This window comes from Chryseobacterium culicis (assembly GCF_002979755.1).
In the GTDB taxonomy this organism is placed as follows: Bacteria; Bacteroidota; Bacteroidia; order Flavobacteriales; family Weeksellaceae; genus Chryseobacterium; species Chryseobacterium culicis_A.
Genome location: NZ_PCPP01000004.1, coordinates 59,195 through 85,556, shown reverse-complemented (window position 1 = coordinate 85,556; position 26,362 = coordinate 59,195). Strand labels below are relative to the sequence as shown.

Below are 26,362 nucleotides of genomic sequence, written 5' to 3'. Positions count from 1 at the left end.
ATATTTTTATATTTGATTGTCAGCTTAAGGATACATCTGATTGATTAATTACTATGAAACCATCACAAAAATCTGCGTATTTACCCTCAAAAACAGACACCAACTCTCAACTTTTCCACACCCTGTTTTCACCAGAAACAGCAAAAGCCACGCTACTTATCGTTCACGGCATGCAGGAACACAGTGGAAGGTACACAGAGATTGCAGAATATTTTGCAGCTCATGGGATTGCTGTATTGACGTATGATCATTTGGGACACGGAAAATCTGTTAAAGAGAAAAAAGATATTGGTTTTTTTCAGCTTGAAAAACCGGATGAAAGGCTTGTTGCAGATGCAGAAATGATGGCAGATCATCTTGCAGAGCAGTTTCCAGAGGTTCCTCATTTTATTATGGGTCATTCGATGGGATCTTTTATCACCCGTTGTCTCCTTCAAAAGGCTAGCACTAAGTTTGCAGGAGCTATCATTACGGGAACTGGAGGACCTTTACTAGGAATAGATCTATTGAGAGCTTATTTATCATTAACCAATGCCATCGCCCCACGTCATCGTACTTTTTTGAATTCTGTTTTTACGAGTGTCAATAACAAGCATTTTAAAAAGGATAAAGATTTCAGTGATACCAGCTGGCTCAGTGTAAATCCTAACAACAGAAAAGCTTTTGAGCAGGATGAACTTTGTGGTATTCCGTTTACTCATAATGCTTTTTATACTTTGTTTACCATTTATAAAAAGGCTACAGCGAGAAACTGGGCATCTTCTATTTCAAAGTCATTTCCTTTTTTATTTGTAAGTGGTCAGAATGATCCGATTGGCGATTTTGGAAAAGGGGTAATGCATACCGTGAACAACTTAAAGACTGACGGTTTTCAGCATGTGGACGTGAAGATCTATCCGGAAATGCGTCATGAGATTTTGAATGAGGAAATACGGGAGCAGGTATTGGATGAAATTGATCATTGGATTTCAAAACATTAAAAATTCCCGCAGATTTTATAAAATTAAAAACCATGAGAATACATATTTTCGGAGCTTCCGGCTCCGGAGTTACAACATTAGGGAAGGTATTGTCTGAGGAACTCCATATTGAATATTTCGACAGTGATGATTTTTTCTGGCTTACCACATCAAATCCTTTTACAGAAAGACAAGATCCGGAAATAAGAAACGCAGTTGTTTCAGATAAACTTCACTCCACAGACAGCTGGATTTTTGGAGGTTCAATCATTCATTGGGGTGAAAATATATTTCCGGCATTCGATCTGATTATATTTCTCTATCTGCCTTCTGAACTCAGGATGGAAAGACTGAGAAAAAGGGAATACGAAAGATATGGTGATGAAATGATTACCAGCCCGGAAAGAGCTAAAAAGTTCCAGGAGTTTATGGATTGGGCTAAAGATTACGATCACAATACCGGTATTGCGAACAGAACTTTAAAAGCCCATTTGGAATGGCTGTCCGGGATGAATACTCCTTTGATTGAGCTTTCAGGTGATTATGAACTGCACCAGAAGATGGATATTATTCTGAATAAAATAAAACAGACTATATAGAGATTGCTTCGCTTTGCTCGCAGTGACAAAGGTTATGTTACTTTCAGCAGAATTATTAATTTAGGACACTAAAAAAAATCAATACCTGTGACCATAGAAGAACTTATAAAAGACAAAACTGTAAAATCAAAGGAAAAAGTAGAAATCATCAGCCAATGGATTATTGATTCTTCTTTGCCTGCTGATGAAGTGATTGCTTTCGCTGAGAAATCAAAAGATCCTGCAAAAGCCACCTGCATAGAAGCCTTGGAATATGCTACGAAACAGAATCCCAACCTTGCAGATGAAACCATATTTTTATTTGTTACCCAAACGCTTACTGAAAAAGCACCCAGAATAAAATGGGAAAGTGCCAAAGTAATAGGAAATACCGCTCATTTATTCCCTGAAAATCTGGATCAGGCCATCAGCAACCTTTTGGGTAACACAGAACATGAAGGAACTGTGGTACGCTGGAGTGCAGCATTTGCCTTGGGAGAAGTTTTGAAACTGAAGACTAAGCATAATACGACTCTACTTCCAGCTCTTGAAAATATCAGTGAAAAGGAAGAGAAAAACAGTATTAAAAAGATTTATCTGGATGCGATTAAGAAAACGAAGAAATAATCTTTTTTTCATATAAAAATAAAAAACCTGGAAATTGATTTCCAGATTTTTTTATGATAGGTTTTGGCTAAAGCCGATAGATTCTTATTCTATATTTAAAGACGGGCTAAAGCCCATCCCTATTGAATACTAACTACAATGTTCATTCGCAGAAAATAAATAATTAGCATTTCGCAGAAATCCCATAATATTTAGCTTCCTACGGAATGACAAAGGATGAATATAGTTATTAATCCAACAAAACCTCACTATTCACACCAATCTCTTCAAGAAAAACTTCATCATGCGAAATCACCAGCAGAGTTCCGTGATAATCTTTGATAGAACTGGTGAGAATTTCTACATTTTGCAGATCCAGGTTATTGGTAGGTTCATCAAGAATAATCATATCAGGTGCCTTATTGCTGATGGAAAGTCCGCAAAGAAGCAACCGCAAACGTTCACCTCCACTCAGCATTCCACATTTTTTGTCCCAGCTATCTTTCCAAAACAAAAATCTTGACAATAATGTTTTCACTTCAGATTCCTGTAATGCACTGTCATTGAAAGTCTGAACAAAATCATAAAGAGTTGAATCATGATCAATCAGAGAATACTCCTGATCGATATAGATACTGTTGAATTCTGCCCTTGTTATTTTCCCTTCCGAAGGCTTACTATTTCCCAGCAGAAGCTTAATCAGCGTAGTTTTTCCGGAGCCATTGGAACCCTTAACTGAAATTCTATCGCCGCTTCGCAACTCAAGGCTGATATTTTCTTTCCAGAGTTTTTCCTTTCCATAATTGAAGTTAATAGCTTCAGCAGCCACAAGTATTTTTCCTGAATGCAGATTGGAATCATTAAAATTCACTTTCATCTGATCCGAATTTTTTAAAGAGTAACGCAGGTCTCTCAAATCATCAGAAATACCACTGATTTTCTCAGCGTGTACACTTTTCAGTTTTGAACTGTTTTTTTCAGCATTATTACGAAGCGTATTCATCATAATCCTCGCTACTCCTGATTTTTCCTGCTTTCCTTTACCTCTTGCATCCAGTTTTTGTTTTCGTTCCAGGGTTTCCCTTTCCTTTTCTTTGGCTTTTTTCAGAGCTCTTTCTTTCGAATGAATATCATTATGCAAAGCTTCCTCCTCCACTTCTTTTTGCTCAGCATAGAAATCGTAGTTCCCTCCATAAGATGCAATTCCCTGATTACTTAACTCAAATATGACATCAACGAGGTTGAGCAAGGTACGGTCGTGGCTTACAATAACAACTGTTGCATCTGTTTTGTCAATAAGGTCATACAGGAGCTTCCTTCCGTCAAGATCCAGATGATTGGTAGGTTCATCCAATATGATACTATCAGGTTGGCTGATCTCAATTCCGGCAAGAAAGACCTTGGTTTTCTGACCGCCACTCAAGCCTTCCAGCTTTTGAGTTAATTCAAAATTATCGAGGTTCCAATGTTCCAGGGCATGCTGGCAACGCTCTTCAATATCCCAATCGTCATTGAGAATTTCAAAATAAATTTCATCCACCTCTCCTTCAGTAATTTTTTGGAGAGCGTGAAGTTTCTGATCTATTTTCAGACATTCAGCAATGCTAAGATGATTACAATTCCCGAACATCTGAGGAACATAAAAAATATCACCATGGATATTGATATTGCCGTTTAAAGGCTGTATTTCGCCAGCAATCATTTTCAACAGGGTTGATTTCCCCATGCCGTTGCTTCCCACCAAAGCTGATTTGGTGTGAGATTGTATTGTTAAATTGATATGATTAAATAGAAGATTTCCTCCCGGAAACCCAAAGGATATATTTTGCAGTAAAATCATGATTTCTTTCTTAATAATGGTTGAACACCAGCAACATCTTTGTTACCGTCTTATTGAATCTGAAAGAAATGATATCCTACATGTCTGTATTTTGGGTTTTGAAAGAACAAAGATAGTAATTTTTGAGAACATTCACTTTTCATTCATAATCAGGACATTTATCATCCCTTCTTCTGCTCCTTTTTTAAACACTTATTTTTCTGAATCATTTCCAAAGTCCTTTTTTTGAAGCTATACCTTTCTATCCCATAAAAAGGCTCACCCTTATTATGATTTAAACAGACTTCATCTCATTATTCAATTCTACAGTCCTGAAACCACCAAACTTTTCAAACTGATAAAAACAGGAAAGTATTTTAATCAAAAATACGTAACTTTGCCTCCTACTAAAAATTTTATGGAAAGCATTAAAGTTCACGACAAAACTTTCGTTCCTTATTTAAAGGATGCCGAAATTCAGGAAATTGTAAAAGAGACAGCGTTAAGAATTTATGAAGATTACAAAGATGAAGTACCTGTTTTCATTGGTGTTTTAAATGGGGTGGTAATGTTCTTCTCAGATCTTTTAAAATATTACCCGGGGGAATGCGAAATTGCCTTCATTCAAATGAGTTCTTATGTTGGAACTGAATCTACAGGGATTGTTTATCAGAAAATGGAGTTGACTAAAGATGTAAGAGACCGTCACATTATTCTTGTAGAAGACATCGTAGATACAGGAAATACGGTTGAAAGTCTTTTCAAATATTTTAAGGAAACACAACGTCCTAAATCTGTAAAGCTGGCTAGTTTCTTACTAAAACCTGAGATTTACAAAAAGGATTTCAAGCTGGATTATATCGGAATGGAAATTCCAAACAAATTTGTACTTGGGTACGGCCTTGATTATGATGAATTGGGAAGAAACCTACCTAATTTATATCAATTGGAAGACGGACAAATCAACCATTAATTATTGTCATTAGCTACTGGCTATTGGCTGTTAGCTTTAAACTTAATCGAAATAAAAGTAAAATATTAACTTAAAAAAGCTAAAAGCCAACAGTGTATTACTAACGGCTGGAAGCGTATCAACATTATGATAAACATTGTTCTGTTCGGCCCTCCAGGAAGTGGAAAAGGAACACAAGCTCAGAATCTAATCGAAAAATTCAATTTAAAACAGGTTTCAACAGGTGATCTTTTCAGATACAACATGAAAAACGACACTGAACTTGGAAAACTGGCTAAGTCATACATCGATAAGGGAGAATTGGTTCCGGATCAGGTAACAACAGATATGCTGATCGACGAGATCAAAAAACCTACTGATACCAATGGTTTTATTTTTGACGGATACCCAAGAACAACTGCTCAGACAGAAGCTTTGGAAACTATCGTTAAAGAAGTATTGAATGACGATATTGATATCTGTCTTTCATTGGTAGTAGAGGACACTATTTTGGTTGAAAGACTTCTGAAAAGAGGAGAAACCAGCGGAAGATCAGACGACAGCAATGTAGAGATCATTGAAAACAGAATTAAAGAATATTATACTAAAACAGCAGAAGTTGCCGAGCTTTATAAGCAGCAGGGTAAATATGTAGAGGTAAACGGTGTTGGAGAAATTGATGAGATTTCCCAAAAACTTTTCGCTGAGGTAGAGAAAATTAAATAATCGAGATTCGGGATACGGGATTCGTATTTTCGTCCCGTAGCTCGCAACTCGTAACAAATACTATATGTCTAACTTTGTAGATTACGTAAAGATCCATTGTAAAAGCGGACACGGAGGTGCTGGTTCTGCCCACCTTCGCCGTGAAAAGTATATTCCTAAAGGAGGTCCTGACGGAGGCGACGGAGGTCGTGGAGGCCATGTCATCATGAGAGGAAATGCTAATGAATGGACTTTACTTCCACTTCGATACACCCGTCACATAAAAGCAGAACGAGGTGAAAACGGAGCAAAAAACCAGCTGACAGGAGCTGACGGTTCTGATATTTATATCGATGTTCCCATTGGGACTATCGCTAAAAATGAAGAAGGTGAAATTATCGGAGAAATCCTTGATGACAAGCAGGAAATAATTTTGATGCAAGGAGGGAAAGGTGGAAAAGGAAACGAATTTTTCAAATCTTCTACCAATCAGACTCCAAGATTTGCTCAACCCGGAATGGACGGTGAAGAAGGCTATGTTGTCTTCGAGCTTAAAATTTTGGCTGATGTAGGGTTAGTTGGGTTTCCAAATGCCGGAAAATCTACACTTTTAGCCTCTGTTTCTGCAGCAAAACCCAAAATTGCAAACTACGCGTTTACGACATTGACTCCTAACCTTGGGATCGTGGATTACAGAAATTACAAATCATTTGTAATGGCTGATATTCCCGGGATTATTGAAGGAGCAGCAGAAGGAAAAGGCTTAGGACACAGATTCCTGAGACATATTGAAAGAAACTCTATCCTTTTATTCTTAATTCCGGCTGATTCTGAAAATCATTTTCAGGAGTTTAAAATTCTGGAGAATGAATTGAAAGAATACAATCCTGAACTTTTAGATAAAGATTTCATTGTTTCGGTTTCAAAATCTGACCTTTTGGATGATGAACTGAAGAAAGAAATTGCAGCAGAGTTTCCGGAAAACAAACAACCTTTGTTCTTCTCAGGAGTTACCGGAGAAGGTCTTATGGAGCTTAAAGATGCTATCTGGAAGCAATTGCACGGATAGAAAAACATTGATTCACCAGTTTTATTTTAAAATGGAACTGCAACATACAAAACAGCCTTAGAAAAATCTGAGGCTGTTTTTTAATAAAATTAATTCTATTTCTTTTAGACAATATTTTAAACCATTAAGAAGGATTTAAGAGATAAAGTATAGTTAAGTAAATCATTCTGATTTTTAAGCGTACAGTGAAGCTTATCTTCATATTCTTAACATCTTCATCGTATCTTAATGGTTCAAATAAAAGGTTAATTTATATTTTATATTAAACCATTAAGAATGGTTTAAGAAATAAAGAGTAGTTAAGATGAATCATTCCGATTCTTAAGTATAAAGCGGAGCTTATCTTCATATTCTTAACACTTAATACAATCTTAATGTTTCAAATAAAAGGTTAAGCAGGTTTTCCATTTTATATTTAACATAAAAACAAAAGAAGCTTTTCTCTTTTTGGAACAATTATTGAAACATCCTCTGAAATTGAAAAAAACTATGAAATATTTACTAGGCCTTTGTGCATTTATATTATTATTTTCCTGTACTTCTCAAAAAGTAAACTCCAAATATTCTACCATTGAATATGAGGCTACCCCATGTTTTGGATTCTGTCCTGTCTTTAAAATGACCATCAGTGCCGACAGAACTGCCGTTTTTGAAGCGGAACATTTTAATTTCAATGACAAACCTTCAAAAGATGAGTTTTCAAAGCCACGTGAGGGAACTTTTAAAGGAACCATCAAAGAAGAAGATTACAATAAACTCATCAGTTTACTGGATGGATTAAATGTAAAAGGCTTAAACGATAAATATGGCGAGCACAATATTACTGATCTCCCAACCTCTCATTTAAGGATCAAATTTGCTGACGGAACTTCAAAAAATGTGGAAGACTATGGAAAACGCGGAAGTGAAAAGCTGTCAGAAGTGTATCAGTTTATGGAAAATTTAAGAAAGAACCAGGAATGGACTAAAGTCAAGTAATTTTGCTCAATTATAAAAATGGCTGCCGTTGGGCAGCCATTTATTTTTAACAGATTTTATTTCTTAATAAACTGTTTGGTCATTTTTCCGTTTTTCGTTTCAATGATAATAAGATATACACCTCCAGAAAGGTTTCTTACATCTACTTTATTATCTTTTAAACTGACTTCAATTCTTTTTCCTGAAATATCATATACTTCAACATTATTTATTTTTGCAGCAGCAGTAATAGTCAGGAAATCAGATACAGGGTTTGGATATACTTTGATATCACTGTTAGTTTCCACTCTCTCTTTCTTATCCAACTCTAAAAACATTTTTACAGGAGATGGTTTTCTATATGCTGACCTCGATAACTTATCCTCTTCTTTGCTACAAGGAGCTATAAAACCATAATATGAGGCATCATTATCAATAAAAGTACCTGATAAAAGATTAATACTTTCTCCCGCCTGCATGGTTATATTATGTTTCCCTTGCAAAATATATTTATCTTTTGTCGTTATTGTTTCTGCTATTTTGTAGTAAAAAGACACATTCGGTTCTGAGAAAAGAGTCAGGTTTCCTACACAAGGATAATAACCTTCAAATCCGGATTTATCATGTATAGGAACTATCTGAGGTAGTCCATAATTTGCAGATGCTTTCAGCAAGCTTACCGCGTTCATATCTACACTCATAAAGGAACTATAGACATCAGGATTTATGACTTTTCCTAGGAATGATTTAGACTGTCGGCTGATATAAACATCCCCGTAGATATTCCTCTGAATCCCAGTAGCTGAAGAAGAAGTAATACTAGATGGATCGTGAAAAATTTCCATATATTGAACGTTTGAAGACGTTGAATTAACGAGATCTACTGCATATATATGTCCATAACCAAGAAATAATACGGATGCATCTCTATTAAATTCAGGCAGGTAGGCTTTCAGTCCTTTTACATGCAGAAAAAAATCATTTGTAATCAATCCGGTAGATGCATTGAATGAATATACCTGATTAAAGAAATAGGTGTCCGGAACATTTCCCGCATTAAAATCTCCCCAAAAAGAAATACCTACAAGGTTAGAATACATTGGATTATTAATCTTAGGAGAAGCCTTAATACTGTAATATCTACCAGACCCTAAATTTAACGGAAGATTCAGGTTACTTACAATAGGCTGTCCATTACTAAATCCATTACTATCAATCTTGTAGGCATAAATATCCGAACCATTAGGTATTAAAACCCAAAAGTCTTCTTTATTGGAATGAGCTACAACAGTTACCGCTTCCGAGAACAACTCATTTCCGGATGGATTCAGGACTGAAATATTTTTTTTATCCTTTACAACATCACCTAACGGCGCTCCATCAGCTCCGATACCTCCTAAAGTCATGTCAACAATTGAATAATTAATCGCAAACTGCCCGAACGCGTTTTCACCCGTAATAAAAACATAATACTGATTACTGTCTGCCGGATTTTTAACAATAGCCAGCTGCTGTGCACTATTATTATTACTAGGAGCTAAAGTACCGTTAGACATAATTTGGTGTTCCCTATTCCATACTGTTTGTCCATTCATATAGAAAAGCAGTTTCCCACTGCTATCACTTATGGTGCCGCATGCTTCAGAAGCTTCCATCTCACTATTGTTTAAACCTACAGCAGCAGAAGCTGAGAAATTAACAGCCGCCTTATTTCCAAAATACCAATTATCATTTTCTTTCTGAGAAAATAAAAACAAGGGTATAACCAATATAAAAACTATATAAAATCGTTTCATATATTTATTTTTATTATTTCACTTTTTGTTCAAGAGCTTCTATTCTTTTTTGTTGCTCAAGGGTATATAATGTCAGTTCTTCAATCTTTTTAAGCAAAAGAATATTCATTTCTTTAAGTTCAATCCCATTTTTAATAGCCTGTTCTGTAGTAGGAACTTCAGGTAAGTGACCGTTTTTATCAATAAATTTAGCTAAGTCATTCAATGGCATCAACTTGTAATCTTTTTCAAAAACATAATCTGCCCAACCGTTATTATCAGCAATATCTACTTTCACTTTTTCAGTTCTGATTCCATCTTTTACAAAAAGCTTATATTTCTTTCCATCCGGTGCAACTCCATCAGCAGGAAGCTGATTGGTAAATTCACCAATTCCTATAGTACCATTGTTTCCTACAATCCAGTTTCCAATATTCAGTTCATTTTCCGGAGAAGCTGTGTTATAAGGTGTTATATAATTTCCTATGAAAATATTATTATTCCCTGAGGTAATTAATTTAGCATTCGAAAATCCCAGATTTATATTATTAGATCCATTGACAATGGACCTGAAAGATTCTGCGCCTACAACGATATTACTGTTTCCACTATTAATGTACCGTAATGCACTTACTCCCAGTGCTACATTAAAGTTTCCTGTCAAAGAACCTGATGCCATGGCAGCCTGCCCTATTGCTACATTAAAGTCACCTGTTTTAAAAGACTCCAGAGCATTCATTCCCAAAGCTGTATTACTATTGCCGGAGACCGTGCTTCTCATAGAATTAAACCCTATAGCCACATTCATGGTCCCATTGGTAAATAGCGACAGTGAATTCGTTCCTACGGCGGTATTTCCTCCTCCCTCTGTAAGCTGAGTAAGAGCACCCATTCCGAAAACGGTATTATTGGCAGTGGTTGTAGTATTCACTCCGCCTCCAAAGAATAAATTTTTGTCCCAAATTTGTCCTGGAGCTGTTACACCATGAAAAATAAATCTTCCTTCCGTAGTGATTTTCATTTTCTCAGCATTGTTGGTAGTAAAAACCAAAGACTGATTGTCTGTTGTTCCAATAAAGTTGGTGGTTGAATTGGTTCCTGAATTTCCAGTAAGATTCCAGGATTGCGCATTGGCTTGTATCCCTGCAATAGCTGCAAGTAAAACGATTGTTTTTCTCATGTTTAAGATTATTAGTATACCAAATATATACATAACCCTCTCACACAGTCTTATATAATTTCACAAAATGATTACATGTTTATTAAATTTTAAATTAAAAACATAGAAATACATAAAAATATTCTAAAAAGCTTACCCACACTCCTTATTATTCTCCTGTTTTAAGACAAATAAATACTTGGGAACAGTGAAAAAATCTTTATTTTTTTTAACCTACCTTTGCAAAATGTAATTCTTTCAGACTGAAGGAATTTTTATTTAAATTTTAAAATAATTCATTTGAATTTTACAGACTTAAACTTAATAGAACCTATTGCAAAAGCAATCCAGGAGCAGGGATACACGACTCCTACTCCTATCCAGGAAAGATCTATTCCTGATATCTTAGAAGGCAGAGACTTTTTAGGTTGTGCGCAGACAGGAACAGGAAAGACAGCTGCTTTTTCCATCCCTATTCTACAGAACTTATCCAAAAATAAAATTCCCAATAAACATATAAAAGCATTAATCCTTACTCCAACCAGAGAACTGGCGATTCAGATTGAGGAAAATATTAATGCTTACGGTAAATATCTTCCATTAAAGCAACTTGTTATTTTCGGAGGGGTAAAGCAAGGAAACCAGGAAGCTGCTTTGAGAAAAGGAGTTGATATTCTGGTAGCTACACCAGGAAGACTTCTTGATTTTATTGCTCAGGGAATCATCAGCCTGAAAAATCTTGAAATCTTTGTTCTTGATGAAGCAGACAGAATGCTGGATATGGGTTTTGTACATGATGTAAAAAGAATCATTAAACTTTTACCTCAAAGAAGACAGACTTTATTCTTTTCGGCAACAATGCCTGCTGAAATTCAGAAGCTTGCTAATTCTATCTTAAATAATCCTATAAAAGTAGAGGTTACTCCCGTTTCTTCTACAGCAGATACCATTAAACAATCTGTTTATTTTGTAGAAAAAGATAACAAACTGAATTTGCTTTCTCACATTCTGCAAAATGATATTTCGGAGTCTGTATTGGTTTTTGCAAGAACAAAACACGGTGCAGATAAGATTTCCAGAAAACTTCAGAAAGACAATATTTCTGCGGAAGCTATTCACGGTAATAAATCTCAGAATGCGAGACAAAATGCTCTGAACAACTTTAAATCCGGGAAAACAAGGGTTCTTGTAGCCACTGATATTGCAGCAAGGGGAATTGATATTGATGAATTGAAATTCGTGATCAATTTTGAGCTTTCCGATGTTTCTGAAACTTATGTACACAGAATCGGAAGAACAGGAAGAGCCGGAGCTGAAGGAACCTCTATTTCTTTTGTAGATGGGCTGGATCTTTTGAACTTAAAGAATACCGAAAAACTGATTGGAAAGAAAATTCCTGTCATCAAAGACCATCCGTTCCATACTGATGATCTGGTAGCCCAAAAAAGAGATTCCAATAACAGACCAATGTCTGGAGGTGGTGAAAAGCCAAAAACAGGTAACAACAATAATTCAAGGCCGAATAATAACCGTAAAAAGCCTTCTGCGGGAGCTTCCGTTGGGTTTAAAAAGCCAAAGAATAAGAATTTCACCAGAAAGAAATAAAAAACAAACCCCTTTTCAACATTGGAAAGGGGTTTTTATTTCTCTTAAAACTTAATGTTTTATTATTTGAAAAGATTTTTTGCATTCTCTGTAGTCATGCGGTCAATTTCAGAAAAATCCTTTCCGTAAATATCTACCAACTTTCCTGCTACCAAGTCAAGATAGGAACTTTCATTTCTTTTTCCTCTGTGGGGAACCGGAGCCAGATAAGGAGAATCTGTTTCCAGAACAATTTTATCCAGAGGAATTTCGCTCAGAAACTGATCTATTTTCCCATTTTTAAAGGTTACTACTCCACCGATTCCTAAAATAAAATTAAGATCAATAGCGTGCTGTGCCTGTTCAAGATTTCCTGAGAAACAGTGGAAAATCCCTCTTAGTTTAGGATGTTTCTTTCTTTCCAGTACTTCAAATGTCTCATCGAAGCTTTCTCTTGTATGAATAACAATGGGAAGGTCTTTTTCTATAGCCCAGTCAATCTGCTGTTCAAAAGCTTTTACCTGGATATCTAACGTTGTTTTATCCCAATACAGATCAATTCCAATCTCTCCTATTGCCGGAAAATGTCTCTGATTAAGGTAATTTTTTACGATCTCAAGTTCTTTTTCCCACGATTCCGGCTTTACATAACAAGGATGTAATCCCATCATTGAAAAAATCTGTCCCGGATATTCTGTTTCCAGTTGCAGCATTTTCTCGTGAGATTCAGAATCAATGGCAGGAAGGTAAAATTCTGTAATTCCTTTATCTAAAGCTCTCTGAATAGCTTCTTTTCTGTCTTCATCAAATTCTTCTGCGTATAGATGTGTATGTGTATCAATCATTTTATTTAAAATTTCAATAGATCTTCATAAGGATTTTCAAGTCCCAGCAATATTCCGAAAGCGGGTTCTGTCTTTATTCCCCGGTTTTTAAGTTCTATTATTTTTTGTTTAAACTCTTCTCCTTTTTCCTGTAATATTTTGTATTCAGCCATCATATGTAGATAAGCGTTTTGCTGTATTGTAGGCTTATTCTGTCCGAAAATTTCGATGGGAAACCCTTCCAGCATAAAATTTAAGGTAATGCATTTTTCACCGTTTATAATCGGATATTCAACGTCCACATCATGAGGAATAAAACGGCTGAACATTAAATCATCCAGAAAGTCTTCTTCAAATTGTAAATCCACCTCAAAAATAAGATCCAGATCACTTCCTTCAATGTCAATCTCAATAGGAACAGTTCCTGCCAAAATCGGGGAATAATCTTTCAACTTCTCAAAGACACCATGTTTTGTAAGAATTTCGTAAGCTTTTCTCTGTCTTTCATTACCGCTTTTGAGATAATCAATTTTGGTAAAATCACGCATTTAAAATATTTTATGTTTTACCTTTTTACGCTGAACTTCGATTCTTTGATCCAGCTTTTCTCTGAATTCAATAAACTTTGGATCTTTCTTATCACTCGTCTTATGTTCCAGCGCTTTGATAATCTTAAAATTTTCTTTAATAAAATTCTGGGTTTCTCCTGAAAAATAAGCATTCCCGAATTTTTCAAAAATATAATTAACCGCCTGTGTGCTGGGATGAATCATATCTTCTTTATAAAAACGGTAATCTCTGAGATCATCCATTAAAATTTCGTAGACAGGAAGGTAATGACAGTCTTCGAGCATCGAAATAGATTCATGGATAGCAGTAATCAGTTTAGACTTACTTAACTGGTTTTCCACCATTCCATCTTTTGTATGCCTTACAGGTGAAACCGTGAACAGAATCTGTACACCTTCTTTACAAATATCTTTAAGATCAAGAATTGTTTGATAAATGGAATTTGTAAGCTCCTGATGGGAAAGCAGTCTTTTTTCAAAAAACTTTTGAGGAATTTTGTGACAGTTGGCCACCAGTTTTTTCTTGGGAAGAAATTCATAAATAAATGAAGATCCGTAGGTGATAATAATCCAGTCGGCTTCCTGAAGAAAGGCATTTCCCGCTTCAATGGCTCCATTAATCTTATCTAAGGTCTGATGAATATAACGGGTATCAAAACTGGTGTGATGATCCAGAGAAATATATTCTTCATTATAGGTAATCAACTCCTCTTCTTCATAAAATGCGGAATCATGTAATCTATTGACCGCATAATTGATGGAAAAAGGGTTAAAAATTGTCCCAAAAGGGTTATTTAAAGTCTGAAGTTGCCCGTCTTGCAGTAAATCCGTCATTTCAGAGGCAAAGCACGAACCTATTGAAAATATTTTATCTTCAATTTCAATTTTCTTTTCTGATGCAGGAATATCAACTTCTGTTCTGAATTTCATTGTATAGGGATTAGGTTGCAGGAAATAGGTTGCAGGTAAATTGCTACTACCTGCGACCTACCCTCTACTACCTATATTAACTTTCTCTTCTCAACAAATAATTTGCCAGTTCGATAAAAGGTTTTTTCTTTTCTTCCGGAACATCTATTTTCTGAAGATAACTTTGTCCAATTTCATTATGTTTTTCAATCAAACGTAACGCTTTTTCATCTACTTTAGTTCTTCTGAATATTTTTTCTACTCCGTACACCTTATCCACATTTTCAGTTTTTTTAGAGTACCAGTAATCCAGTTCTTTTCTTTCTTCATCCGTAGCGTGTTCTCTTGCTAATAGATATAGAACAGTTTTCTTATTTTCGTAAATATCTCCGGCGTGTTTTTTTCCAAACTGAGCCTGATCTCCGAATACATCAAGATAATCATCCATAATCTGGAATGCAATCCCGATATGCTTTCCGAAGTTAAAAATAGCTTTGGCATCTTTAAAATCTGCTCTTGCAATCAGAGCTCCGATCTCAAATGAAGATGCACTTAGAACTCCTGTTTTGTAAGTAATCATTCTGATATAATCATCAAAAGTAACATCCTTCTGAGTTTCAAAATTGATATCATACTGCTGTCCTTCACATAAAAGAAGTCCGGTGTGGGTAAATATTCTGATACACGCTTTGAAAATTTCAGGTTCAAGATCTTCAAAAAACTTATATGCTTTCAGCATCAGCCCGTCCCCGGAAAGAATTCCTACGTTAAGACCATGTAAAGTATGAATGGTAGGTTTGTTTCTTCTTAAAGGAGCTTCATCCATAATATCATCATGGATTAGGGTGAAGTTATGGAAGAATTCAATAGCCAATGCCGGTTTGATTGCCTGCTTTAGATCTCCACCGAACATATCACATGCCATTAGCACCATAATGGGACGAAGACGTTTTCCACCATGGGAAATAATATAATTCATCGGATCATAGAGCTCCGAAGGTTTATCTTTAAAAGTATATTTAGTGATGGCATCTGCAACAATCTGCTGGTATCTGTCTAAAAATTCCATAAAATCTTATAATTTGAACAAAAATACGATTTTTCGGGGCTTTATAAAACAAAAATCCTCATCGTTTTGATGAGGATTTTTATCATTATCTACTCTTCTAAAAAATTATTAAACTTATTCTTATTTTCATTAATCCTTTTTCTATACGCAGGAGTATTAATTTTACCTTGAGAAGGATCATTACTATATTCTTTACGTTTTGCTAAGTATTGATCTTTAGTAATTAACAGTCCTTTTTTATAGGATATAGGTAAATTTATTTTAGTTATAGAAAGAAGTTCAAAATTAAAGTATTGACTTTCATCATTGACCTTCAAAATTAATCCTGGAAGACCTTTAAATTTGTAAGGACCATCATTTATGGGTACATCATAAGTAAACCATGCGATATATGTTCTCCTACCCACTTTTGCCACAGCTTTTGTACATTTATATCCTTGAATATCTTTATGAATCGAATTATCAACCTTCCACTGAATACCTTTTACATAAAATGTATAAAAATCTCTACCTAAATGATTCGATATATAAAGAGAATCATTATCCTTATAAACAGAATGTCTTACTTTTGATTGTAATAATTTGCCAGGCTCCACAATACTTCCTGTCTTTATTGCAGCATCTAATTGTTTTTTAAAACCATCTGAAAAGGCTTTATCATTTTCACTGTAATAAAGAGACTTCTTACCATTAGTAAGCAGTATCATGGGCTCTGAAATAAGGTTCTTGGCGTTTAAAGTATCTTCTAAATAGGAGAAGTTATATTTGACTTCTAATATAGAGAGGTTTTTCTCTTGCTTTGGAGTCTGACTTTTAAAAAGAATTAAAAGAAAACAAAAAAATATATTGAAACTTCTTTTCATAAATAATAAGTGTAAAAAGATCTCCTAAACTACTTTAGTTTAGATCATATTAAACAGGTGGATTTTCATAACTAGTATGTCCACAATCCTGCTGATTATACATTTCCCATTCATTATTTACACAATCATAGGTATCAAAATCAGTGTCAAGAACAGTTTGATAAGTCGTTCCACAAATAGTTTTTAACGTTATTAAATAACGGGTAAAAGCCTTCGCGTTTTCAATATGTTCTTCTACTTTTTAATTTCTAAGCTTTTGGCACTTACCCATCCAGTAATTCCAAATGCAGCTAATAAAATAATTTTTTTCATTTTGTTTTTTAAGTTTTTAAATTAGTAATATTGTTTAATGTCAAAAAAATTCACAAAACTTTTGTTGAATTTATAAAACAATAAAAATATAAAGCAATGAAAATCATAACAATACGAAATTTATACTAAACAAAATACAAACACATTCATCATAACAATAAATATCTTGTTTTTTAATTAATGAGTTAAGTTTCAATAGGATAAAAACAAAAAACTTTGCCCAAACGGACAAAGTTTATATAATTATATGATTTGTTTTTTTAGAACAGGAAGGTTACCGTAAGATAGGTAATTGCTGCTACTATTGCAGAGATTGGAATGGTTAGAACCCAAGCCCAAAGTAGGCTTACTGTAATCCCCCATCTTACTGCTGAAATTCTTTTCGTTAATCCTACCCCGATAATAGAACCTGTGATCGTATGTGTAGTAGATACAGGAATACCGAAGTGGTCTGTGATGAATAAGGTAATAGCCCCTGCAGTTTCTGCACTTACTCCTTCTAATGAAGTTACTTTCGTAATCTTCGTACCCATTGTTTTGATGATCTTCCAACCACCACTCATTGTTCCTAAAGCAATGGCAATAAATGATACTAAAGGAACCCAGATATAATGCTGTGCAAAATAATCAAAACGTTCCGCAGAAGGAATATTCAAATATTGTGTATCCTGAAGCATATTAACGTGGTAATAAATTACCGCTGCTCCAATAATTCCCATTACTTTCTGAGCATCATTCAAACCATGTCCTAAACTAAACAGTGCTGATGAAGCCAGCTGTAGTCTTTTGAAAGATTTGTCTGCTTTGTGAGGGTTTGATCTTTTATAAAGGTGTACAATAATCAATGTGATAATGATGGAGATAATCATCCCTATAATGGGTGCCATGAAAATGAACAGGAAGATAGGAATTACTTTATCAAACTTTACCACACCCTGTTGCGTTACCTGGCTGAAAGCTTCTTTAATGGTATCCCACATCCCAAGCTCCGGTTGTGCTGCAGCTACATCATGATAATCCATCATGAAAGCGTGCATAAGAGCCGCTCCTAAGAAACCTCCAATCAGCGTATGTGATGATGATGAAGGAATCCCAAACCACCATGTTAAAAGGTTCCAGGCAATAGCAGCTATAAGACCGGAAAATATAACCTCAAGAGTGATAAAATTCTCATTAACTGTTTTGGCAATTGTATTACCAATTTTGAATTCTCCAATGATGTAAGCAGCAATAAAGAACGCTGCAAAGTTCCAAAGTGCCGCCCAAAGTACAGCCTGGAATGGAGTTAAAACTTTTGTAGAAACTATAGTTGCAATTGAGTTGGCAGCATCATGGAAACCATTGATATAATCGAAGATCAGAGCCAGCGCAATAATAACTATAAGTAAAATCGGAAATTCCATTTTTGCTATGTATTAGGCGTATTTAATCATGATGTTCTCGATTGTATTGGCAACATCTTCTGCTTTGTCCGTTACAATTTCAAGGTAGTTCAATACTGATGAAACTTTAATAATGTTGATGGCATCATTGGTTTCAAATAATTCTACCATTGAATTGGAAAGCAAATCGTCAGCAATATTCTCAATAGAGTTCACTTTAATACAAGCTTCTTTCACCTGTTCCATGTTTTTGAACCCCTTAAGGTTTTTCATTGCATTCTGAATTTCCAGACATGCTTTGTGGATCAATAAAGAGAAGTCAGAATATGCCTTCATCTCAGGTGATTTGTACAGGAAAATATATTTTGTGGATGCGTAGATATAATCAGCAATATCATCCAGTCCTGTTGCTAGTGTGTGGATATCCTCACGGTCAAAAGGTGTAATGAAGTTTTTGCCTAGTTCTACGAAGATTTCGTGAGTAAGTTCATCATTCTTGTGTTCGAAGTCGCTCATTTTCTTCAACATTGAATCGTCGTTAAGATCGAAATCCTTGATTCCTGTGTTGAATTCTTCTGACATTGCAACTAGATTTTCAGTTACTTTTTCGAAAAGTACAAAGAAGATTTTATCTTTTGGTTGAAAAGCGTGGAAAATATTACCAATTCCCATTTTTTAGTATTTATAATTCGTGTGCAAATTTCTTAAAAAAGGATTGCACGTGAAACTATATAACATTAAGTTTTGTTAACATTCGCTTACCTGTTGATTATCAAATAAAAAAACCGGCATCAAGGCCGGTTTTGTATGGTATAAGAAGAGATTAGTTTGCTACTTCAGCTCTCATATCTTTTCCTTTGAACTTCATGGATTGAATATTGCTCAAAACATTGTCTTTGAACGATTTTTCAACTTCGAAGAAAGAGAACTTCTCCAGGATTTCAATATCACCGATTTCAGCTCTTTTCTTGCTTTTTCCGCCAGCAGTTGCTTTATTGATAATATCTAAAACATCAAGCTTCTTCAAATGGTCTTTTTTACCAAGGTTGAAGAAGAATCTTACCATGTTTTCATCTCTTCTTCTTGGCTTTCCACTACGCTCTCTGTCTCTTCCGCGTTCTCCTCTGTCTCTATCACGACCTCTGTCTCTATCTCTGTCTCTATCACGTCCACGGTCTCTTCTTGAGTAATCATCATCTCTGCTGCTTAATTTCTGCTCAGCAAGATCATGCTTATCTTTGTAGTATAAAGCAAGGTCTTTCAACTGGAACTGTAGCAACTGGTGCACCAATTCTTCTTTTGTAAAGTTGCTTAGATCCGGGATTAAGCTATCGTCAAATTCGAAAAGATCTTCGTGCTCCGTCAATAATTTTTCGAATACACCACCTACCTGAGCTTTGATAATATCTTCACCTGTAGGAATGAATTTTTCGTTGATCTCAATTTTCGTTGCAGATTTGATCTGTTTCAGTTTTCTGCTTTCTTCAGGCTTGATTAACGCCATAGAAATACCATCTTTTCCAGCTCTACCTGTTCTTCCGCTTCTGTGAACGAATACTTCAGGATCATCTGGTAAAGAGAAGTGGATAACGTGAGTCAGTGAGTTTACATCTAATCCTCTTGCTGCCACGTCTGTAGCTACAAGAATATCAATGTTTTTCAGTCTGAATTTCTTCATTACCGTATCTCTCTGCGCCTGAGAAAGATCACCATGAAGAGCATCAGCTGCATACCCGTTCTGCATTAAGAAATCTGCAACCTCCTGAGTTTCCATTCTCGTTCTACAGAAGATAATGGAGTACTGATTAGGGTTAGCATCAATTAATCTTTTTAATGCTTCTTTTTTCTGACGGTATCCTACCACATAATATTCGTGAGTAATGTTCTTCTTCACTTCGTTGATAGAACCTACTGAAATACGGTGTGGCTTTGTAAGATAATTTTTGGAAATTCTTTCCACTTCTTTATTCATCGTTGCAGAGAATAAGAAAGTTTGTTTCGTTTCCGGAGTTTCGCTTAGAATGGTTTCCAATTCATCCTTGAATCCCATAGAAAGCATTTCATCAGCTTCGTCTAATACTAACCAATGAATGGCAGAAAAGTCTAATGCTTTTCTGTTAATAAGATCAATTACTCTACCTGGAGTTCCCACAATGATTTGTGGTTTATCCTTCAAAGATCTCATTTGCTCTACGATACTACTTCCACCATAAACCGCAGTAGTTTTGATGTCTTTCATATACTTAGAGTAATTCTTTATGTCCTTCGAAATCTGAAGACATAATTCCCGTGTCGGACAAAGCACCAATAATTGGATTTTGCGACTCGTATCGTCAATCATATCCAAAATCGGAAGCGAAAACGCTGCTGTTTTGCCTGTCCCTGTCTGCGCAAGTGCGATCAAGTCGCGAATATCTGAAAGAATAAAAGGGATAGTCTGTTTTTGGATTTCTGTTGGGCTTTCGTAGCCCAGTTCGCCAATTGCCTTAAGGATATCAGGACTTAAATTGGTTTCCGTAAATAAATTCATTAACTATTTTAAAATTTTTGCAAAGATACAATAAATATTTGATTTGTTTTTGAACAAATTTTTAAATATCCAAACTTAAATTCACAATCCTTTAATATATTTTTAATTTTTGGAAAATTTAATCTAAAAAAACAAGCTTTAGGTTAAAAAGTTGTTAAACATTATTTTTTTTTATTAAATTGGATTAATTTTTTCTGTGTTATTTATGAATTTTCAAAAATAAAGCCATGAAAAGCAAATTTTTCTTTTTGATATTCTCATGCATAGTCATTGAAATATTTGCCCAAACTCCCAATTATCCCAACGCGTGGACTCTGGAAAATTGCATTGCATATGCAAAGGAGAATAATATTTCTATTCATTCTCTCAGACTTTCAAAAAATTCTACCTACCAAGATCTCCTTCAGGCAAAAGAAGCAAAATATCCCAGCTTAAGCGGAACGGTTTCACAAGGACTTTTTGCGCTCAACGGAAGCGACGGCCTTCACATGACGGGAGCACCCTCTCAAAGCATCGGAGCCAATTCTTCTATGACACTTTATCATGCTGACTACATTAAAAATAACGAAACGTCAAAGAATCTTCTGGTACAGATGGCCGATCTGTCCGTACAGGAATCCGAAAACAATATCACCCTGAATATCACCCAGGCCTATCTGAACATTCTGATGAACCAGGAAAATATCATTTCCCTTGAAAATGTTTTGAAAACAACCCAAACACAATTAAAGCAAGGAGATCAGCTCTACAAAGCAGGAAGTCTTTCCAAATTAAATTACCTTCAGATCCAGTCTCAGGTGGCCCAGGATCAGTACAATCTGACAGCAGCTCAAAATAATCTGCGGACCAATACTGTGAATTTAAAACAAATCCTGCAGCTGCCTTCAAATTATGATTTCCAGATTGTAAAACCCGACAGTATTATCGTAGACAATCAATTGAAAACCCTTGAAGATGTCCAGAATCTGGCACAAAATCAGCGTCCGGAAATAAAATACAGCGAACTGAATGTTGAAAATTCCAATACCAATCTGAAAATGGCCAAGGCATCCATCCAGCCTACTTTAAGCCTGTCAGGAAATATTTCCACCAATTATTCCAACGGAAAAGGAAATTATTTTAACCAGCTGGGAAACAATTTTTACATGCCCATTGGTTTAAGCCTTGGAATTCCGATTTACAATAACAGAATCTATAAAACACAGATTGAGAAATCAAAAATTGCTATAGAACAGGCCAATCTTGATTTACAAAATACCAAAACAATTCTTAATCAACAGATAGAGCAGTCTTATATCAATCTTCAGAATGCCCTTTCACAGTATGACTCTGCTAAAACACAAATGGACATCAGCCAACAGAGTTATGATATTGTAAATGCCCAGATGAAAATCGGAAGCATTGATTATGTACAGCTTCAGCAACAACGACTGCTTTATATTCAGTCTGTTCAGAATTTTCTTCAGGCGAAATACACCGCAGTTCTCAATAAACAGATCTACGAATTTTACGCAGATAACCCTATAAATCTAAAGTAAGCTATGAAAACAAAGAATAAAAAATGGTTGTACTGGGTTGTGGGTGGTATTATTACCCTTGGTGCAGCCTGGTTTTTCTTCATCAGAGAAAAAGAAGTGAAAATTCAGCTGGAAACAGTAAAGCCTGAAATGGGAGAAATCTCAAACTCCATTACGGCTACAGGAACCATTCAGCCTGTAGATACAGTGGCAGTGGGTACTCAGGTATCGGGAATCATTAAAAATATTTATGTGGATTTCAATTCTACTGTGAAAAAAGGGGAATTACTGGCTACTTTAGATCCGGATTTGCTTCAGTTCCAGTCACAGCAGATCAAAGCCAATCTGCAAAACGCAAAAAGTAATCTGGCTTATAACGAAATCAATATCAACAGACAGTCACAGCTGTACAAAGTGGGTGCGATTAGTAAAGCGGATTATGATATTGCCACCAATCAGTACAATGCTGCAAAGGCGCAGGTAGGTTCAGTGAATGCTCAGCTTTCCACCGCCAATAAAAATCTGTCGTTAACTAATATTTATTCTCCCATTGACGGAACGGTACTCAACAGAAATGTAAGTGAAGGACAAACGGTAGCTTCAAGCTTCAGTACTCCTACCCTCTTCAGTATTGCCAAGGATCTTACCAAGATGAGGGTACGCGCCTCAGTAGATGAGGCTGATATCGGAAATGTAAAAGTAGGTCAAAAAGCCACATTTACAGTAGATGCTTTTCCTGATGAAACTTTTGACGGTGAAGTTTCGGAAGTTCGTCTTCATCCTACCGTTTCATCGAATGTTGTGAATTACACCACCATTATCAACGCTGACAACTCCAGTTTAAAGCTAAAGCCGGGAATGACCGCCAATATTACAATTTACACTGAGGTTTTAAATAATGCCATGAAGATTCCGGTAGCTGCTACCAGTTTCAGACCAGACAGCCTGGTGATTAAAAAGTATAAAGTAAATTCTCCGTTTGCCAATGGTAAAAAACATGAAAAAGGACAAGGGAAGAAACAAAATAAAGGAAGTGAGGACAAGAACGAAGCGGCAGTTTGGATCATTGCGAAAGATAGCACGATCTCCCGTAAAAAGATAAAAACCGGAATGGATAATGACACCGAAATACAGGTTGTTTCAGGGTTAAATAAAAATGACAATATCATTACCGGCTACAAAGTTTTATCCAAAAAATCTTCCGGAGGACAAACCAAAAGCCCATTCATGCCTCAAAGAAGAGGTAGTGGAAACAACAGAAACAGCGGCGGCGGTGGCGGACCGAGATAATTCAAATCAAGCCTAAACAACTAGCAAACCTAAAAACAAAAGTCATGACGGAGAAAATTCTGGAGATTACAGATCTGAAAAGAGAATTCAGGATGGGCGAAGAAATTGTTCATGCTCTGAAAGGTGTAACATTTACGGTAGAGAGAGGAGAATTTGTGACGATTATGGGAAGCAGCGGCTCCGGAAAATCTACGTTACTTAATATCATTGGCTGCCTGGATAAACCTTCTGGCGGAGATTATATTCTGGATGGGGTTAATATTAAAAATCTTGACCGTGATGAACTTGCTGTTCTCAGAAATCAAAAAATAGGTTTTGTGTTTCAGGCCTATAATCTTCTTCCCAGAACTACAGCCAAAGAAAATGTAGAACTGCCACTTCTCTACAATTCAAAAATATCCACAGAAGAGCGCCACAAAAGAGCCATACAGGCCTTGACATCTGTAAAACTTGAGAGCAGAATTGATCATCTTCCCAATCAGATGTCCGGAGGGCAGCAGCAAAGAGTCGCTATTGCCAGAGCGTTGGTGAATGAACCTGTAATGATTCTGGCTGATGAAGCTACAGGAAATTTGGATACCAGAACTTCTTATGAAATTATGGCTCTGATGCAGGATCTGCACCATCAGGGACGAACGATCGTTTTTGTAACCCACGAACCTGATATTGCTACTTTCAGCAGCAGAACAGTAACGCTGCAGGATGGAAAAGTCATTAAAGACATAAAAAACGATCACATAAAGTCAGCTAAAGAAGCTTTGGAAAACCTTCCGGTAAATGATGATTACTGATAATATAAACTAAAAACTTACTGCAATGAACCTCTCCAATCTCTTCAGAATTGCCTGGAAAGCTCTTTTACGGAATAAGCTTCGTGCATTTTTAACCATGCTTGGTATTATTATCGGGGTGGCTTCAGTGATTGCAATGACCGCTATTGGAGAAGGTTCAAAAAAAAGTATCAGTGACCAGCTTTCTTCTATGGGCTCGAATATGATCACCATACGTCCGTCCAGTAATATAAATGTTTCCGGTGGAGCAAGAATTGGTGCATCGGGATTACAAACCCTGAGACCTCAGGATGCGGATGCCATTTCAAAAGGAGCTACTGATGTTTCCTACGTCTCCCCTGCAGTACAAACCAACGGACAGTCTATCAACGGAGCCAATAACTGGCCAACTCAGTTACAGGGAGTGAACGAAGAATATTTCAGCATCAGAGACTGGAGCATTGCAGAAGGTAATCTTTTCACCAAAAAAGATGTAACATCTTCCAATAAAGTCTGTCTTTTAGGGCAAACCGTTTATAATAATTTATTTCCCAACGGGGAAGATGCCGTAGGAAGTATCATCAGATTTAATAAAGTCCCTATGAAAGTGATTGGAATTCTGGCTTCAAAAGGGTCCAATGCATTCGGGCAGGATCAGGATGATGTGATCATCGCTCCGTTCAATACCGTTCAGAGAAGATTTTTAGGAATCACGTATGTTCAAACTATTTATGCTGCTTCTTCGAATGAAAACACGTCACAACAGGCTACAGATCAGGTTTCTGAGATTTTAAGAAAACAGCATAAACTTCCTGCGGACGGAAGCAATGATGATTTCAGTGTGAGAACCCAGGCTGAACTTATCTCTACCATGAGCTCTACCAGTCAGCTACTGACCGTCCTTTTATCGGCAATCGCAGGTATTTCCCTTATTGTAGGAGGCATCGGAATCATGAATATCATGTATGTCTCAGTAACGGAACGAACCAAAGAAATAGGGCTGAGAATGTCTATTGGCGCAAGAGGAAAAGATATTTTACACCAGTTTCTTATTGAAGCCGTGCTCATCAGTATCACAGGGGGAATCCTTGGAGTACTTTTAGGAATATTGTCTTCAGAACTGGTCACTTTTTTCCTCTCATGGCCAACTTTTATTACAGAATCTTCAATTATAGTTTCCTTCATTGTCTGTGCGGTAACCGGAGTATTTTTCGGATATTATCCAGCGTTGAAAGCATCAAAACTTGATCCTATTGAAGCATTGAGATATGAATAGTTTTTGTACATTTGACTTGTGAGATACGGGTTGCGAAGTTTCGGGATTCGGGGTTGAAAAGCCTTTATAAATCTCACTTAACAACCAAAAACACCTCACACAATATGTCTGCAAGCATTTCTTCAAAAACATTTGATTTTTTAAAAAAATTAACTGAAAACAATAACCGCGAATGGTTTACTGAAAACAAAAACCTGTACACAGAATCTCAGCAAAATGTGGTTTCATTTTTAGATGAACTGATTAAAGAGATGTCCGGTTTTGATGAAGAACTTGCGAAAATAGACAGTAAAAAAGCCCTGTTCAGAATTTATAGAGACACCCGTTTTTCAAAAGATAAATCTCCTTATAAAACCAATTTCGGAGCTTCTCTGGGAATGGGAAAAGGCAATCAGAAAGGAGGCTATTATCTTCACATGGAACCCGGAAAATCTTTTTTAGCAGGAGGAATTTACATGCCCGAATCTTCTGTTCTGAAAGAAGTGCGTAAAGAGATTTCGTTATACGGAGATGATTTTCTTACAATTCTCAACCATAAAGATTTTAAAAAACATTTTCCTGAGCTTGATCAGGACGACAAACTGAAGAAAATCCCTCAAGGTTTTGAAAAGGAAGATCCTATGGGAGAATATCTTAAACTTAAAAACTTCATTGTTGTATATTCATTGAAAGATGAGGAAATACTGGACAAAAATGCAGTGAAAAATATGAGCAAAGTTTTCAAACTCATGAAACCTTTAAATGACTTCCTGAATACTCCTTTTCTTTAACGCACAGGATCAATTTTTCCCACAGATAACACAGATTTTCACAGATAATCTGTAATATTCTTACTGCTCACCATCTTTATTGGATGTTTTAACATGGCATTCAGAGGATACAGATGTC

The 26,362-nt window shown here is 35.9% G+C and carries 24 protein-coding genes; 13 read left to right on the top strand and 11 right to left on the bottom strand.

Annotation, left to right across the window (positions count from 1 at the left end; genetic code table 11):
- The first annotated feature begins 53 nt into the window (after positions 1-53).
- From CQ022_RS18680 to CQ022_RS18670, 3 genes are all read left to right on the top strand, one after another.
- A complete protein-coding gene (locus CQ022_RS18680) occupies positions 54-980 on the top strand; it encodes an alpha/beta fold hydrolase (RefSeq protein WP_105683814.1) in 927 nt (308 codons plus the stop codon).
- A gap of 32 nt (positions 981-1,012) precedes the next feature.
- The gene (locus tag CQ022_RS18675) at positions 1,013-1,558 is read left to right on the top strand and encodes an AAA family ATPase (protein WP_105684005.1); all 546 of its coding nucleotides are present in this window, start codon (positions 1,013-1,015) and stop codon (positions 1,556-1,558) included.
- 87 nt (positions 1,559-1,645) lie between these two features.
- On the top strand, positions 1,646-2,164 hold the full coding sequence (locus CQ022_RS18670; RefSeq protein ID WP_105683813.1) for a HEAT repeat domain-containing protein: 519 nt from the start codon (positions 1,646-1,648) through the stop codon (positions 2,162-2,164).
- Positions 2,165-2,393: 229 nt separating this feature from the next.
- Here CQ022_RS18670 and CQ022_RS18665 read toward each other — a convergent pair whose 3' ends face one another.
- Positions 2,394-3,983 (bottom strand): ABC-F family ATP-binding cassette domain-containing protein, encoded by a 1,590-nt coding sequence (locus CQ022_RS18665; protein ID WP_105683812.1) that lies wholly within the window; start codon positions 3,981-3,983, stop codon positions 2,394-2,396.
- Between the two features lie 397 nt (positions 3,984-4,380).
- On the opposite strand from CQ022_RS18665, the gene hpt reads away from it, so the two are divergent.
- From hpt to CQ022_RS18640, 4 genes are all read left to right on the top strand, one after another.
- Entirely contained in the window at positions 4,381-4,935 is a 555-nt protein-coding gene (gene hpt, locus CQ022_RS18655) for a hypoxanthine phosphoribosyltransferase (RefSeq protein ID WP_047380929.1), read from the top strand.
- Between the two features lie 126 nt (positions 4,936-5,061).
- On the top strand, positions 5,062-5,640 hold the full coding sequence (locus CQ022_RS18650) for an adenylate kinase (RefSeq protein ID WP_105683810.1): 579 nt from the start codon (positions 5,062-5,064) through the stop codon (positions 5,638-5,640).
- Positions 5,641-5,704: 64 nt separating this feature from the next.
- Positions 5,705-6,688, top strand: coding sequence for a GTPase ObgE (obgE, locus tag CQ022_RS18645; protein WP_105683809.1), 984 nt, complete (start codon positions 5,705-5,707; stop codon positions 6,686-6,688).
- 489 nt (positions 6,689-7,177) lie between these two features.
- Positions 7,178-7,666, top strand: coding sequence for a DUF6438 domain-containing protein (locus tag CQ022_RS18640; RefSeq protein WP_105684004.1), 489 nt, complete (start codon positions 7,178-7,180; stop codon positions 7,664-7,666).
- 56 nt (positions 7,667-7,722) lie between these two features.
- Here the strand turns inward: CQ022_RS18640 and CQ022_RS18635 are convergent, their stop codons facing one another.
- Positions 7,723-9,441, bottom strand: a complete 1,719-nt coding sequence (locus CQ022_RS18635; protein WP_105683808.1) for a T9SS type A sorting domain-containing protein — start codon at positions 9,439-9,441, stop codon at positions 7,723-7,725.
- Positions 9,442-9,454: 13 nt separating this feature from the next.
- Positions 9,455-10,600 carry a hypothetical protein gene (locus CQ022_RS18630; RefSeq protein WP_105683807.1) on the bottom strand — a complete coding sequence of 382 codons (1,146 nt, stop codon included), beginning with the start codon at positions 10,598-10,600 and terminating at the stop codon, positions 9,455-9,457.
- 279 nt (positions 10,601-10,879) lie between these two features.
- Between CQ022_RS18630 and CQ022_RS18625 the strand changes: the two genes are divergently transcribed.
- Positions 10,880-12,184: a DEAD/DEAH box helicase gene (locus CQ022_RS18625; RefSeq protein ID WP_105683806.1), complete on the top strand. Its 1,305-nt coding sequence runs from the start codon at positions 10,880-10,882 to the stop codon at positions 12,182-12,184.
- A 62-nt stretch (positions 12,185-12,246) separates the two neighbouring features.
- Here the strand turns inward: CQ022_RS18625 and CQ022_RS18620 are convergent, their stop codons facing one another.
- The 8 genes from CQ022_RS18620 to CQ022_RS18585 all read right to left on the bottom strand — a co-directional run bounded on the left by CQ022_RS18620 (position 12,247) and on the right by CQ022_RS18585 (position 20,621).
- Positions 12,247-13,008 (bottom strand): TatD family hydrolase, encoded by a 762-nt coding sequence (locus CQ022_RS18620; protein WP_105683805.1) that lies wholly within the window; start codon positions 13,006-13,008, stop codon positions 12,247-12,249.
- A gap of 5 nt (positions 13,009-13,013) precedes the next feature.
- Positions 13,014-13,535: a DUF4269 domain-containing protein gene (locus CQ022_RS18615; RefSeq protein WP_105683804.1), complete on the bottom strand. Its 522-nt coding sequence runs from the start codon at positions 13,533-13,535 to the stop codon at positions 13,014-13,016.
- Entirely contained in the window at positions 13,536-14,486 is a 951-nt protein-coding gene (locus CQ022_RS18610; protein ID WP_105683803.1) for a GSCFA domain-containing protein, read from the bottom strand.
- Between the two features lie 76 nt (positions 14,487-14,562).
- The gene (locus tag CQ022_RS18605; RefSeq protein WP_034697588.1) at positions 14,563-15,534 is read right to left on the bottom strand and encodes a polyprenyl synthetase family protein; all 972 of its coding nucleotides are present in this window, start codon (positions 15,532-15,534) and stop codon (positions 14,563-14,565) included.
- A gap of 89 nt (positions 15,535-15,623) precedes the next feature.
- A complete protein-coding gene (locus tag CQ022_RS18600) occupies positions 15,624-16,397 on the bottom strand; it encodes a GLPGLI family protein (protein ID WP_105683802.1) in 774 nt (257 codons plus the stop codon).
- 572 nt (positions 16,398-16,969) lie between these two features.
- Positions 16,970-18,112: an inorganic phosphate transporter gene (locus CQ022_RS18595; protein ID WP_105683801.1), complete on the bottom strand. Its 1,143-nt coding sequence runs from the start codon at positions 18,110-18,112 to the stop codon at positions 16,970-16,972.
- 12 nt (positions 18,113-18,124) lie between these two features.
- Positions 18,125-18,763 (bottom strand): DUF47 domain-containing protein, encoded by a 639-nt coding sequence (locus tag CQ022_RS18590; protein WP_027374906.1) that lies wholly within the window; start codon positions 18,761-18,763, stop codon positions 18,125-18,127.
- Positions 18,764-18,914: 151 nt separating this feature from the next.
- On the bottom strand, positions 18,915-20,621 hold the full coding sequence (locus tag CQ022_RS18585; protein WP_105683800.1) for a DEAD/DEAH box helicase: 1,707 nt from the start codon (positions 20,619-20,621) through the stop codon (positions 18,915-18,917).
- 227 nt (positions 20,622-20,848) lie between these two features.
- Between CQ022_RS18585 and CQ022_RS18580 the strand changes: the two genes are divergently transcribed.
- The 5 genes from CQ022_RS18580 to CQ022_RS18560 all read left to right on the top strand — a co-directional run bounded on the left by CQ022_RS18580 (position 20,849) and on the right by CQ022_RS18560 (position 26,244).
- The gene (locus tag CQ022_RS18580) at positions 20,849-22,159 is read left to right on the top strand and encodes a TolC family protein (protein ID WP_105683799.1); all 1,311 of its coding nucleotides are present in this window, start codon (positions 20,849-20,851) and stop codon (positions 22,157-22,159) included.
- A 3-nt stretch (positions 22,160-22,162) separates the two neighbouring features.
- Positions 22,163-23,428, top strand: coding sequence for an efflux RND transporter periplasmic adaptor subunit (locus tag CQ022_RS18575; RefSeq protein WP_105683798.1), 1,266 nt, complete (start codon positions 22,163-22,165; stop codon positions 23,426-23,428).
- Between the two features lie 44 nt (positions 23,429-23,472).
- Positions 23,473-24,219: an ABC transporter ATP-binding protein gene (locus CQ022_RS18570; RefSeq protein ID WP_105683797.1), complete on the top strand. Its 747-nt coding sequence runs from the start codon at positions 23,473-23,475 to the stop codon at positions 24,217-24,219.
- A 25-nt stretch (positions 24,220-24,244) separates the two neighbouring features.
- Positions 24,245-25,474 carry an ABC transporter permease gene (locus CQ022_RS18565; RefSeq protein ID WP_105683796.1) on the top strand — a complete coding sequence of 410 codons (1,230 nt, stop codon included), beginning with the start codon at positions 24,245-24,247 and terminating at the stop codon, positions 25,472-25,474.
- A 104-nt stretch (positions 25,475-25,578) separates the two neighbouring features.
- The gene (locus tag CQ022_RS18560; protein ID WP_105683795.1) at positions 25,579-26,244 is read left to right on the top strand and encodes a DUF2461 domain-containing protein; all 666 of its coding nucleotides are present in this window, start codon (positions 25,579-25,581) and stop codon (positions 26,242-26,244) included.
- The last annotated feature ends 118 nt before the right edge of the window (positions 26,245-26,362 follow it).

Excerpts from the sequence above, each read along its gene's own strand:
- CQ022_RS18680 (WP_105683814.1), top strand. The coding sequence starts at position 54 with ATGAAACCATCACAAAAATCTGCGTATTTACCCTCAAAAACAGACACC.
- CQ022_RS18675 (WP_105684005.1), top strand. The coding sequence starts at position 1,013 with ATGAGAATACATATTTTCGGAGCTTCCGGCTCCGGAGTTACAACATTA.
- CQ022_RS18665 (WP_105683812.1), bottom strand. The coding sequence starts at position 3,983 with ATGATTTTACTGCAAAATATATCCTTTGGGTTTCCGGGAGGAAATCTT.
- hpt (WP_047380929.1), top strand. The coding sequence starts at position 4,381 with ATGGAAAGCATTAAAGTTCACGACAAAACTTTCGTTCCTTATTTAAAG.
- CQ022_RS18650 (WP_105683810.1), top strand. The coding sequence starts at position 5,062 with ATGATAAACATTGTTCTGTTCGGCCCTCCAGGAAGTGGAAAAGGAACA.
- obgE (WP_105683809.1), top strand. The coding sequence starts at position 5,705 with ATGTCTAACTTTGTAGATTACGTAAAGATCCATTGTAAAAGCGGACAC.
- CQ022_RS18640 (WP_105684004.1), top strand. The coding sequence starts at position 7,178 with ATGAAATATTTACTAGGCCTTTGTGCATTTATATTATTATTTTCCTGT.
- CQ022_RS18635 (WP_105683808.1), bottom strand. The coding sequence starts at position 9,441 with ATGAAACGATTTTATATAGTTTTTATATTGGTTATACCCTTGTTTTTA.
- CQ022_RS18630 (WP_105683807.1), bottom strand. The coding sequence starts at position 10,600 with ATGAGAAAAACAATCGTTTTACTTGCAGCTATTGCAGGGATACAAGCC.
- CQ022_RS18620 (WP_105683805.1), bottom strand. The coding sequence starts at position 13,008 with ATGATTGATACACATACACATCTATACGCAGAAGAATTTGATGAAGAC.
- CQ022_RS18615 (WP_105683804.1), bottom strand. The coding sequence starts at position 13,535 with ATGCGTGATTTTACCAAAATTGATTATCTCAAAAGCGGTAATGAAAGA.
- CQ022_RS18610 (WP_105683803.1), bottom strand. The coding sequence starts at position 14,486 with ATGAAATTCAGAACAGAAGTTGATATTCCTGCATCAGAAAAGAAAATT.
- CQ022_RS18605 (WP_034697588.1), bottom strand. The coding sequence starts at position 15,534 with ATGGAATTTTTAGACAGATACCAGCAGATTGTTGCAGATGCCATCACT.
- CQ022_RS18600 (WP_105683802.1), bottom strand. The coding sequence starts at position 16,397 with ATGAAAAGAAGTTTCAATATATTTTTTTGTTTTCTTTTAATTCTTTTT.
- CQ022_RS18595 (WP_105683801.1), bottom strand. The coding sequence starts at position 18,112 with ATGGAATTTCCGATTTTACTTATAGTTATTATTGCGCTGGCTCTGATC.
- CQ022_RS18590 (WP_027374906.1), bottom strand. The coding sequence starts at position 18,763 with ATGGGAATTGGTAATATTTTCCACGCTTTTCAACCAAAAGATAAAATC.
- CQ022_RS18585 (WP_105683800.1), bottom strand. The coding sequence starts at position 20,621 with ATGAATTTATTTACGGAAACCAATTTAAGTCCTGATATCCTTAAGGCA.
- CQ022_RS18580 (WP_105683799.1), top strand. The coding sequence starts at position 20,849 with ATGAAAAGCAAATTTTTCTTTTTGATATTCTCATGCATAGTCATTGAA.
- CQ022_RS18575 (WP_105683798.1), top strand. The coding sequence starts at position 22,163 with ATGAAAACAAAGAATAAAAAATGGTTGTACTGGGTTGTGGGTGGTATT.
- CQ022_RS18570 (WP_105683797.1), top strand. The coding sequence starts at position 23,473 with ATGACGGAGAAAATTCTGGAGATTACAGATCTGAAAAGAGAATTCAGG.
- CQ022_RS18565 (WP_105683796.1), top strand. The coding sequence starts at position 24,245 with ATGAACCTCTCCAATCTCTTCAGAATTGCCTGGAAAGCTCTTTTACGG.
- CQ022_RS18560 (WP_105683795.1), top strand. The coding sequence starts at position 25,579 with ATGTCTGCAAGCATTTCTTCAAAAACATTTGATTTTTTAAAAAAATTA.